This is a genomic window from Curtobacterium sp. MCBD17_026 (assembly GCF_003234895.2).
In the GTDB taxonomy this organism is placed as follows: domain Bacteria; phylum Actinomycetota; class Actinomycetes; order Actinomycetales; family Microbacteriaceae; genus Curtobacterium; species Curtobacterium flaccumfaciens.
In genome coordinates this window covers 984,541-996,190 of the sequence record NZ_CP126281.1, presented here as the reverse complement: position 1 = coordinate 996,190, position 11,650 = coordinate 984,541, and the positions used below count along the sequence as shown (strand labels likewise).

The window sequence follows — 11,650 nt, the reverse complement described above, 5'->3', positions numbered from 1 at the left end:
GGTCACACCAGGGCGCGGGGTTCGCGGCGGCTGTGCTCGCGGCCGGCCGCGAAGGACGAGAGCACCCCGGTGCGGGCGAGTGCCCGGACGATGAGCCAGGAGCCCGCCCCCGCGATCACGGCACCGGAGATCACCGCACAGATCACGTAGACGACCTTGAAGGCGACGTCGAGTCCCGGGTACCAGAGGACGGTGTCGTTGATGCCGAGCGCGAGTCCGGCCGCGGCACCGGCGAGCACGACGACCGGCAGGCGGTAGACGCGGTACAGGAACAGCGCGAGGACGATCTCGGCGCCGAGGCCCTGGACGAGTCCGGCCTCGAGCGTGAGCCACCCCCACTGGGTGCCGAACAACGCCTCGACCGAGGCGGCGACCATCTCGCCGTAGAGCGCGGCGCCGGGCTTGCGGACGACGATCGCGACGATCGGGCCGGCGAGCAGCCAGACCCCGCCGAACAGGGCCTTCGTGCCGGGGAGCACGAGGTCCATGACGGCGCTGATGGGTTCGTAGCCGAACTCCCAGAGCCGGAAGACGACTCCGAGGGCCACCGCGAGGACACTCGCGACGACGATGTCGACGACCCGCCAACGCAGCGATCGCCGTGGAGCGGTGGTGACGGTTGTGGACGTGCCTGAAGGCATGCTGCTGACTCCTCCCTGCGCCGGCATTATCCGGATCAGGTTCGACGGTCGGAGCGCCGATCGCTCCCTCTCAGCCCGGCGGTCCCGGACTCCCGTGTGTGTGCCAGCAGTCTAGACGCGGTCGCGACCGCGTGACGGACTGGAGGCCCGTGGCGGCGTCGCCACGGGCCTCCGGTTGCGTCAGGTGGTCACTTCTTGAGCGCGCGCACCAGCTTGCGGAGGACACGCCCGGCCACCCACACGAAGGGGATGCCGACGACGATCAGCGAGATCGGGTTCGGCTCGAACACGAGGTCCTTGCCCGGGCGACGGACGTACGCGCCGACGGGGGCCGACAGGCCGCCGCCACCGCCGCCACCGTTCTCGTCGTCCCCGCCGCCACCGAAGCCGAACCAGCTGACGGACACGGGGATGAGGGTCTGGTCACCGACCTCGACGGGTTCTCCGTAGTTCGTGGAGACCCCGAGCGGGCGGACCTGGTCTGCGATCTTCGAGACGATGTTGGCCATGCGCGCGACGCTACTCGTCCGTTCCTCCACAGGCCGCGGGGCGCAGTGGGCATCCACAGCTGGGCTTGTCTGCGGACGCGGACGAGCGCCGCCGATATGTTGGCCGCACCCACACCTGGAGGACCGTTTGCACACCTGGCCCGGAAACCCGTACCCGCTCGGGGCGACCTACGACGGGAGCGGCACGAACTTCGCGCTGTTCTCCGAGGTCGCCGAGCGCGTCGAACTCTGTCTGTTCGATTCCGACGGCAACGAAGAATGCGTCCGCCTGCTCGAGGTGGACGCCTACGTCTGGCACGCGTACCTCCCCAACATCGGCCCCGGGCAGCAGTACGGCTTCCGGGTCCACGGCCCGTACGACCCCGAGAACGGCGCGCGCTGCAACCCGTCGAAGCTCCTGCTCGACCCGTACGCCAAGGCGACCAGCGGCGAGATCGACTGGGACCAGTCGCTCTTCTCGTACACGTTCGGCGACCCGGACTCGACCAACGACGAGGACTCCGCGTCGCACATGATGAAGGGCGTCGTGATCAACCCCTTCTTCGACTGGCAGGGGGACCGTCCGCCGCGCACGCCGTACGGCGAGACCGTCATCTACGAAGCGCACGTCAAGGGACTCACCGAGACCCACCCCGACGTGCCGGAAGAGCAGCGCGGCACCTACGCCGGCGTCGCCCACCCGGCGGTCATCGAGCACCTGCAGCGCCTCGGCGTCACCACGCTCGAGCTCATGCCGGTGCACCAGTTCGTGAACGACTCGACCCTGCAGGACAAGGGGCTGTCGAACTACTGGGGCTACAACACCATCGGTTTCTTCGCGCCGCACTCGGCGTACTCGTCATCGGGCGACCAGGGCCAGCAGGTCCAGGAGTTCAAGACGATGGTGCGCGAGTTGCACCGCGCCGGCATCGAGGTCGTCCTCGACGTCGTCTACAACCACACCGCCGAGGGCAACCACCTCGGCCCGACGCTGTCGTTCCGCGGCATCGACAACGCGGCCTACTACCGCCTGGTCGACGACGACAAGAAGTTCTACATGGACTACACGGGCACGGGGAACTCGCTCAACGTCGGGCACCCGCACTCGCTGCAGCTCATCCTCGACTCGCTCCGCTACTGGGTGACCGAGATGCACGTCGACGGCTTCCGCTTCGACCTCGCCTCGGCACTGGCCCGCGAGTTCTACGAGGTCGACCGGCTGTCGGCCTTCTTCGAACTGGTGCAGCAGGACCCGATCGTGTCGCAGGTCAAGCTCATCGCCGAGCCGTGGGACGTCGGCCCCGGTGGCTACCAGGTCGGCAACTTCCCGCCCCAGTGGTCCGAGTGGAACGGCAAGTACCGCGACACCGTCCGTGACTTCTGGCGCGGCGAGTCGTCGACGCTCGGCGAGTTCGCCTCGCGGATCTCCGGCTCGGCCGACCTGTACGAGCACGACGGCCGCACCCCCAAGGCGAGCATCAACTTCATCACCGCGCACGACGGCTTCACTCTGTACGACCTGGTGGCCTACAACGAGAAGCACAACGAGGCCAACGGCGAGGACAACAACGACGGCGAGAGCCACAACCGGTCGTGGAACTCCGGGGCCGAGGGCCCGACCGACGACGAGGCGGTGAACGCCCTGCGGCTGCAGCGTCGCCGGAACTTCCTGGCGACCCTGCTCCTGAGCCAGGGTGTGCCGATGATCGCGCACGGCGACGAGCTCGGCCGGTCGCAGGCCGGCAACAACAACGTGTACGCGCAGGACTCCGAGCTCAGCTGGATCGACTGGGACAGTGCGGACGAGGACCTCATCCAGTTCACCGCCGACGTGGTGAAGCTGCGGCACGACCACCCCACGTTCCGCCGGACCCGGTACTTCAACGGCCGTCCGGTCCGACGTGGTGAGGGCGAACCGCTGCCCGACGTGGTGTGGCTGACCCCCTCGGGCGACGCCATGGACCCCGAGGACTGGGACTCCGGCTTCGGCAAGAGCGTCGGCATGTACCTGAACGGCGAGGGCATCCGAGGTCGCGACGCCCGCGGTGAGCGCATCACCGACGTCGGCTTCATCACGTACTTCAACGCCCACGACGACGTCGTGACCTTCACGCTCCCACCCGAGGAGTACTCCCCCGGCTGGACCGTCCGGATCGACACCGCCGACCCCGGCGCCCGCGACGAGGTGCTCGACGCGGGTACCCCGCTCGACGTCCCCGCCCGGTCGATGATCGTGCTGCGTGCCGAGCCCGACCACGAGGTCACGAGCACCCCGGTCGACGCCGAGCAGGACGGCGCCCCCGGACCAGACGCCCCGCAGGACACCGTCACCCCGGCCAACCCGGCCGGGTCCACCGCACCGAGCGGAGCCACCCGATGACCGCCGGAACGCCCGGCGCCGCGAACCGCGTCCCCGCGTCGACCTACCGGCTGCAGGTCTCGGCCGACTTCGACCTCGACGCCGCCCGCGACCTGGTCGACTACGTGCACGACCTCGGCGCCGACTGGCTGTACCTGTCGCCGGTGCTGCAGGCCGAGTCCGGGTCGAACCACGGCTACGACGTGGTCGACCACACGCGGGTCGACACCGACCGCGGTGGCGACCAGGCGATGCGGGCGTTGGCCGAGGCCGCGCACGCCGTCGGCCTCGGGGTCATCGTCGACGTGGTGCCGAATCACGTCGGCGTCGCGACCCCCGAGTCGAACCCGTGGTGGTGGTCCCTGCTCGAACTCGGGCAGGGCTCCCCCGTGGCCTGGGCCTTCGACGTGGACTGGGAAGCCGGCGACGGCAAGGTCCGCGTCCCCGTGCTCGACGACCGGCTGCTCGACGCGGTCACGCTCGACACGTCCGACGCCGAGCGTCCGGTGCTGCGCGTCGGCGAGACCGCCTACCCCACCGCCCCCGGAACGGTGCACGACGGCGACACCGTCGAGACCGTGCACGCCCGCCAGCACTACGCGTTCGTGCACTGGAAGCGCGCCGACCACGACCTGAACTACCGCCGGTTCTTCGCCGTGAACACCCTCGCGGCGATCCGCGTCGAGGAGCCCGAGGTCTTCGCGGCCTCGCACGGGGTCATCGGAGGCTGGTTCCGCGACGGACTCGTCGACGGCCTACGCATCGACCACCCGGACGGGCTGTACGACCCGGCGGGCTACCTGCAGGACCTGGCGGAGCTGACCGGCGGGGCCTACACCCTCGTCGAGAAGATCCTCGAGCCCGGCGAGCAGCTGCCGAGTTCGTGGCCGGTCGACGGCACCACCGGGTACGACGCCCTCGGGGTGATCGACCGCGTGTTCGTCGACCCCGCGGGTGAGCAGGCGCTGACCGCGGCGTCGGGGGCCGAACCGACCGACTGGCAGCAGCTCACGCACGACACCCGACGGGGCATCGCGGACGGCATCCTCGGCAGCGAGGTCGAGCGGCTCGCACGCCTGCTCGCACCGAGCGCCGTGACGGAGACGATCACGCACGAGCGGATCGTCGACGCGGTCGCCGAGATCGTGGCCTCGTTCGACGTGTACCGCACGTACCTGCCCGAGGGCGCCCACCACCTCATCACGGCGCTCGAGCGCGCCGCCGAGGCCCGCCCGGACCTCGACGACGTCATCGACCGGATCGCACCGGCACTCGTCGACCCGACGAACGCCGCGGCGGTCCGACTGCAGCAGACCAGCGGCATGGTGATGGCGAAGGGCGTCGAGGACACGGCGTTCTACCGCACCTCGCGCCTGTCGTCCCTGAGCGAGGTCGGCGGCGACCCGAGCGTCTTCGCGGTCTCGGTGGCGAACTTCCACCAGGCCCAGCGCGAACGGCTCGGCAGCTGGCCGCACACCATGACGACGCTCACCACGCACGACACGAAGCGCAGCGAGGACACCCGCGCGCGCATCGCGGTGCTGGCCGAGCTCGGCGACGAGTGGGCCGCCACGCTCGAGCGCCTGCAGTCGCTCGTGCCGTTGCAGGACCGCGTGTTCGCCGACCTGCTCTGGCAGGCGATCGTCGGCGCTCGGCCCGCGAGCCGCGAGCGTCTGCACGCGTACGCCGAGAAGGCCTCCCGCGAAGCCGGAGACAGCACCACGTGGACCGAGCCCGACGAGGCGTTCGAGCAGCAGATGCACGCGATCGTCGACGCTGCGTTCGACAACCCGGACGTGGTCGCCGTGCTCGACGCCCTCGACGAGCAGATCGACGCCGCCGGGTGGTCGAACGGTCTCGCCCAGAAGCTCGTCCAGCTCACCGCCCCGGGCGTCCCCGACGTCTACCAGGGCACCGAGTTCTGGGACCGCTCGCTCGTCGACCCCGACAACCGTCGTCCGGTCGACTACGCCGAGCGGCGTCACGTGCTCGCCGAGCTCGACGGCCCGGACGACGACGGCCCCGAGGACCTGCCGTCGATCGGCATCGACGGCGCCGCGAAGCTCCTGGTCACGACCCGCGCACTGCGCATCCGTCGGGACCACCCGGAGCTGTTCACCCGGTACCTGGAGCTCGAGGCCACCGGCAGCGCGGCCGACCACGTCATCGCGTTCGACCGCGGCGGTGCCGTGACGATCGCGACGCGTCTGCCGATCGGTCTCGGCCGGGTCGGCGGTTGGGGCGACACGCTGGTGCACGCCGTCCCCGTCGAGCGCATCGACCTGCTCACCGGCCGACGCGTCCCCGCCGACCGCGGGATCGCGTTGGCCGACCTGCTCACCACCTACCCGGTCGCGCTGCTCGTGCCCGCCGACGCAGTCGGTGCAGCCGGCCACGCCGACGCGGTGCCCGCCGTGTCCGACGCGAGCGGCGCCTCCCGGCCCGCCGCCGACCGCACGACGGACGCCACCGAGAACGACGCGCAGGCCGAGATCGAAATCCTGGAGGGTCACGCATGACCGCACCTGACCGTTACGCCGTCTGGGCGCCCGAGCCGGACCGGGTCCGGCTCGTCGTCGACGACGTCGAGTACCCGCTCACCAAGGGCGACGACGACTGGTGGTCCACCGACGCCGTGATGCCGGTCGTCGGCGCCCGGTACGGGTTCCGCATCGGCGACGACGACGCGGTCCGACCGGACCCGCGCAGCCGGCACCAGCCCGAGGGCGTGCACGGCCCGTCCGAGGTCGTCGACCCCGCACGGTTCGCGTGGACCGACGAGTCGTGGACCGGACGCCCGGCCCGCGGCGCCGTCATCTACGAGATGCACATCGGCACCTACACACCCGAGGGCACGCTCGACGCCGCTGCCCAGAAGCTGGACCACCTGGTCGAGCTCGGGGTCGAGTTCGTCGAGCTGCTCCCCGTCAACGCCGTCAACGGCGAGTGGAACTGGGGCTACGACGGGGTCGGCTGGTTCTCCGTGCACGCCCCGTACGGCGGCCCGGACGCCTACGACCGGTTCGTCGACACCGCACATGCGCTGGGGCTCGGGGTCATCCAGGACGTCGTCTACAACCACCTCGGCCCGAGCGGCAACTACCTGCCGCTCTACGGCCCGTACCTGCTGGCCGGGCTCGGCAACACCTGGGGTGACTCGGTGAACGTCGAGCACCCCGAGGTCCGCCGGTACGTGCTCGACAACGTGCGCATGTGGTTCCGCGACCATCACGTCGACGGGCTCCGGCTCGACGCCGTGCACGCGATCCGCGACACCACCCGCCCGCACGTGTTGGCATCGATGGCCGACGAGACCGACGCCTACTCGTCGTTCATCGGTCGTCCGCTGTCGCTCATCGCGGAGTCCGACCTCAACGACCCGGTGATGTTCCGGCCGCGCGAGGCCGCCGGGTACGGCCTCGCGGGGCAGTGGTCGGACGACTTCCACCACGCCGTGCACGTGGCGCTCACCGGTGAGACGAACGGCTACTACGCCGACTTCGCTCCGCTGTCGGCGCTGGCGAAGGTGCTCGAGGACGGTTTCTTCCACGACGGCACGTGGTCGTCGTTCCGCGGCAAGCGGCACGGTCGGCCGATCGACCGCGGGACCTCCCCCGCGACGGCCCTGGTCGTCGCGAACCAGAACCACGACCAGATCGGCAACCGCGCCGCCGGCGACCGGCTCGCCGCGACGCTCGACGACGAGGGGCTCGTGATCGCCGCGGCCCTGACACTGCTCGGGCCGTTCACGCCGATGCTGTTCATGGGCGAGGAGTTCGCGGCCTCCACGCCGTGGCAGTTCTTCACCTCGCACCCGGAACCCGAGCTCGGCAAGGCGACCGCCGAGGGGCGCATCGCCGAGTTCGCCGAGCACGGGTGGGACGAGTCAGCGGTGCCGGATCCGCAGGACCCGACGACGTTCACCAACTCCAAGCTCGACTGGGCCGACGTCAGCTCGGAGCGCGGTGCGGCGATCCTGCGTGCCTACCGGGTGCTCATCGCCCTGCGGCGCACCGACCAGGCGTTCGTCGACCACCGCTACGAGGCGAACGCCGTCCGCTTCAGCGAGGACCGTCGTTGGCTGGTGCTCACCCGCGGGCTGCTCGGCCCCGACGTGGCGCCGGTGCACGTCGTGGTGAACCTCGCCGACGACGCAGCCGAGGTCCCGGTCCCCGACGCCGTGGGCGAGGAGCTCTACGGCTTCGGCGCGACCGAGGTGGATGCCGGCGTCGTCCGGTTCCGCGGCCGCGGCGTGGTCGTGCTGCGCTAGCCACCCGCGAGCTGCGCTAGCCACCCGCGTGCTGCGCGAGCCGCAGTTCCGCACGCGCGAACGGCGACGAACCCACCTGGTCCGTCGCCGTTCGTGCGTTCGTGTGTCCGCGGCCTCAGGCGGCGTGGTCGGAGACCGCGTGCGCGTTCTTCCGCACGGAGGGCAGCTTGCGGTGGTCCTTCACGAGCGAACGGGTCTCGCGGATGCGGCGGTCGATGCCCCACTTCGTCACGAGCGCCAGGCTCTCGCGGACGATGTTGCCGCTCATCTTCGAGACACCGAACTCCCGCTCGGTGAAGGTGATCGGCGTCTCCACGACCCGCAGACCCGCCTCGAGGGAGCGCCAGCACAGGTCCACCTGGAAGCAGTACCCCTTCGACGCCACACCGGCGAGGTCGATCCGCTCGAACGCCCGCGAGGTGAAGACCCGGAAGCCGCCGGTGGCGTCGCGCACCGCGATGCCCAGGGCGAGACGCGTGTACAGGTTGCCGCCGCGGGAGAGCAGGAGCCGGTACCAGGGCCAGTTCTCGACCTTGCCGCCCTTGATCCACCGGGAGCCGAGCACCAGGTCGTGCGAGTCCGCGAGCTCGAGCATCCAGGGCAGGTACTCGGGGTGGTGGGAGCCGTCGGCGTCCATCTCGACGAGCTTGGCGTAGCCGTGTTCCAGACCCCACGCGAACCCGGACAGGTACGCGCCGCCCAGGCCGTCCTTGACGGTGCGGTGCATGACGTGCACCCGGTCGGTCTCGCGGGCGATGGCGTCCGCGATGTCGCCGGTGCCGTCGGGTGAGTTGTCGTCGACGACGAGCACGTGCACGGAGTCGTCGGTCGCGGCCAACGTGCGCTCGACGATCGGCCGGACGTTCTCGGCTTCGTCGTAGGTCGGGATGATGACCAGGGTCTCGCTCATGGTGCTCCTCGTGCTCTCGGTCGAATGTATCGCTGGCTTGGTGGGTCAATCCGACGAGAGGTCTGCGAACACGATCAGATTGTCCGTGTAGTGCCCGGTGGCGGTGTCGAACGTGCCGTCGCAGGTGATGAGTCGGAGTTGCGGGGTGGGGGTGGGGCCGTAGACGTCGCTCGTCGGGAACGCCGACTTGGCGGCGCGTTCGGCACGGTCGACGATGAAGGTGCGGGTGCTGCCGTCGGACATCCGGACGTGGACCTCGTCGCCGGCGACCAGTTCGTCGAGCCGGAAGAACACCGCGGCGCTCGTGGGGCTGTCGACGTGACCGGCGATGACGGCGGGGCCGACCTCGCCGGGGACGATCCCGTCGCTGAACCAGCCCGCGCTGTCCCAGTCGACGGGCGGGTCGAGTTCTCCGGCAGCGCCGCGGTGCAGGTCCTCGAGCGAGGACCGCACGCCGATGGCCGGGATCGACACACTGACCGGGGTGGCCGTCGAGCGGGCCTCGGGCGCGGCCGGGTCCTGGAACCCGTCGGTGCCGGAACCCGAGGACGACGAGGAGGACGACGGGGACGCGGACGAGGACGACGCGGCGCGCTCCTCCGCTCCGCCGCCCACCGTCGACGCGACCGCCACCCCGGCCACGCCCCCGACCACCACGACTGCGGCGACCACGGCACCGATCACCACGCCTCGGTTCCGGACAGCCGAGACGCGCCCGGCGCTCCGACGGCCGCTCACGAGCCGCCTCCCACGTCGCTGGCACAGCCTCCGAGCACGTCGGAGGTCAGCATGGTCGAACCGATGGCCAACCAGGCGTCCCCGTAGTAGGTCGGAGTGGTCGCCGCAGTCCGGTCGGCCCGCTCGAGGTCGTCGGCAGCCGCACGGGAGGAACCGGCGGCCTGCTCGGCCGCGGCCCGCGCGGTGTAGGCCAGCGCGTTCGTGTCCCGTGTCACCGGGGTGCCACCGAGGTCGAGCTGCGAGGCGAGCCGCGTCGTCCGTCCGAGCGTGGGTGCGAGCGCCGCCGCGAGCTCCCGGTCGGGCGCCGAACACGCCTCGGCGTACCGGAGCGGCGTCCGCATCGCGTCGTACCCGTAGAGCACGCGCCCGTCCCCACCGACGGCCGGCATCGGGTCCACCGATCCGTCGGCGTGCACCTGGGACCAGTCGCTGGGCAGGTCGGAGGCGTCGAGCACGGCGCCCGTCACGGCGCGCGAACCCCGGTTCAGCGCGTTCCAGCGGTCGTCCCCGGTGGCGTCCGCCAGCACCGAGAAGGCCGCGGGCGAGGCGTACGAGGCGTTGTACCGGTAGGGCTCCTGCTCCGCCCACGGTCCGGGCAGCAGGATCGTACCGAGGTCCGTCCGGGCCGTCTCGTGCTCGAGGATCGCCACCGCGATGCGCTTGCCCGCGGCGGTGTACCGGTCGTCGTCCCAGGCCTTCCCCGCGAGCACGAGGGCCCGGGCGGCGTCGAGGTCGGCATCGCTCGCGGACTGCTCGTCGGCGACGCCCTCGTCGGACGTCCACCGCCACGCCAGCAGGTCGTCGTCGGTGAGCATGTGGTCCTTCGTCCACTGCCAGATCGCGTCGAAGCGCGCACGGTCGTCGTTCGCGTAGGCGATGAGCAAGCCGTACGCCTGCCCCTCGCTGACGGTGTCACCGCCCTGGTCGGTGCGGACGACGCGACCGCCCTCGACGTAGCGGTCCAGGAACGCCGACCGCAGCTGCTGCGGCGAGCGCGCCGCGTCGGGTGCGGTGGTCGAGGTCGGGGTCGCCGTGCCGCGAGCGGCGGTCATGGTGCTCGACGACCAGGGGCGGACCGCGACGACCGCGACCACGATGGCGACGATGACGGCCGCCGCGGCGGCGACCGGTATCCAGGTCCTGCGGGTCATGCTGGCCTGCCTCTCCGGGGATGGTGGGGTGGGGTCGAAGGGGAGGCGCGGACCACGTGGGCCGTTCAGCGCCCGTGATCCGCGCCTCCAGTCCGGGGCGTCAGCGGAACAGCGAGCGGAGCATCGCGACGACCGCGTGGACCGCCTCGGTCACCGGCCGGTCAGCGGCTGCGCCGCCACCGCCGGTCTGCACACCGCCGGACGGGGTTGCGGCGGTCGCCGCGGCGTCCGTCACGGGCACGACCGTCAGGTTGCCCTCGCTGTCGTCGAGGACGAACAGGGTCGAGACCGTGTTGCCGGCGAGGTCGACCTCGGCGGTACCACGCTGTCCGCTGCCGGAGACGTCGAGCGACCACTTGCCGGCGTCGACCGTTGCGTACTCGGTGGCGGTGCCGAAGGTGGCGTCCTCGGCGATCGCGGTGCCGTCGGAGGTCTGCACGTCGACGCGCTTCGCGGTGGTGGCGGCCTGCACGAGCCGGAGCTTCGCCTTGCCGTCGCCCGGCTGCTGCAGATCGTCGGTGAACGCGGTCGTCTTCAGCCCGTCGTTCTTGCCGTAGGCGACGACGGTGCTGGCGTCGCCCTCCTGCACGGTGACGTCGGTGGATATGACCGGGGTGGAACCCGGCGCGTCGGCGGCGCGCATCGACAGGACGTAGGTGCCGACCGGCAGCTTCTCGTACGGGCTGACCTGGCCGTAGGTGACGTCGTCGAGTTCGAAGACGGTCTTGCCCCCCGCGAGGCTGGACAGTTCGACGTCGACGCCCTTCGTGTCCGGCGACAGGTGTCCGACGCGGAGCCAGCCCTGCTCGGTCGTCGCGGCGGAGGCGTTCTGCGGGGCTGCGAGGCCGACCGTCGCGGCGACGAGTGTGGCGGCGAGCGCTCCGACGACGACGGTGCGGCGGCGGTTCGTGGTGCGTGCGGTCATGATGGTGCTCCTTCGGGTCGAGGTGCGGTTGGCGGTGCGGTCGTCGTGTCGAGGGGTGGTTCGTGGGGTTGTCGTCCAGGCCGCCGGGCGAGCGGGCGAGCGGGCGGAATGCCCGGGTCAGGGCCGGAGCCCTCCGGGCATTTCGCCCGCTCGCGCAGCGGGTGTTCC

Annotated in this window: 9 protein-coding genes and 1 riboswitch; of the genes, 3 read left to right on the top strand and 6 right to left on the bottom strand. The window is 71.2% G+C overall.

The window, feature by feature from the left end:
- Nucleotides 1-2 precede the first annotated feature (2 nt).
- On the bottom strand, nt 3-641 hold the full coding sequence (locus DEI85_RS04710; protein WP_027464637.1) for an ECF transporter S component: 639 nt from the start codon (nt 639-641) through the stop codon (nt 3-5).
- Nucleotides 636-747, bottom strand: a riboswitch (TPP riboswitch). (Overlaps the previous gene by 6 nt.)
- Before the next feature lie 82 nt (nt 748-829).
- Nucleotides 830-1,150, bottom strand: a complete 321-nt coding sequence (locus DEI85_RS04705) for a hypothetical protein (RefSeq protein WP_027464636.1) — start codon at nt 1,148-1,150, stop codon at nt 830-832.
- A 127-nt stretch (nt 1,151-1,277) separates the two neighbouring features.
- Between DEI85_RS04705 and glgX the strand changes: the two genes are divergently transcribed.
- The 3 genes from glgX to treZ are packed head-to-tail and all read left to right on the top strand — an operon-like array spanning nt 1,278 to nt 7,758.
- Nucleotides 1,278-3,509, top strand: coding sequence for a glycogen debranching protein GlgX (gene glgX, locus DEI85_RS04700; protein ID WP_111124424.1), 2,232 nt, complete (start codon nt 1,278-1,280; stop codon nt 3,507-3,509).
- Nucleotides 3,506-6,007, top strand: coding sequence for a malto-oligosyltrehalose synthase (gene treY, locus DEI85_RS04695; RefSeq protein ID WP_111124425.1), 2,502 nt, complete (start codon nt 3,506-3,508; stop codon nt 6,005-6,007). The genes glgX and treY overlap by 4 nt, the downstream gene beginning before the upstream one ends.
- Complete coding sequence (gene treZ, locus DEI85_RS04690; protein WP_111124426.1) at nt 6,004-7,758, top strand: malto-oligosyltrehalose trehalohydrolase; 1,755 nt, start codon at nt 6,004-6,006, stop codon at nt 7,756-7,758. The genes treY and treZ overlap by 4 nt, the downstream gene beginning before the upstream one ends.
- A 115-nt stretch (nt 7,759-7,873) precedes the next feature.
- Here treZ and DEI85_RS04685 read toward each other — a convergent pair whose 3' ends face one another.
- From DEI85_RS04685 to DEI85_RS04670, 4 genes are all read right to left on the bottom strand, one after another.
- Complete coding sequence (locus DEI85_RS04685) at nt 7,874-8,668, bottom strand: polyprenol monophosphomannose synthase (RefSeq protein ID WP_110862886.1); 795 nt, start codon at nt 8,666-8,668, stop codon at nt 7,874-7,876.
- A 45-nt stretch (nt 8,669-8,713) separates the two neighbouring features.
- Complete coding sequence (locus DEI85_RS04680) at nt 8,714-9,406, bottom strand: class F sortase (RefSeq protein ID WP_181436456.1); 693 nt, start codon at nt 9,404-9,406, stop codon at nt 8,714-8,716.
- The gene (locus DEI85_RS04675) at nt 9,403-10,557 is read right to left on the bottom strand and encodes a family 8 glycosyl hydrolase (RefSeq protein ID WP_111124428.1); all 1,155 of its coding nucleotides are present in this window, start codon (nt 10,555-10,557) and stop codon (nt 9,403-9,405) included. Before DEI85_RS04675 ends, DEI85_RS04680 begins: the two co-directional genes overlap by 4 nt.
- 100 nt (nt 10,558-10,657) lie before the next feature.
- Entirely contained in the window at nt 10,658-11,482 is an 825-nt protein-coding gene (locus DEI85_RS04670; RefSeq protein WP_111124429.1) for a DUF4397 domain-containing protein, read from the bottom strand.
- Nucleotides 11,483-11,650 lie beyond the last annotated feature (168 nt).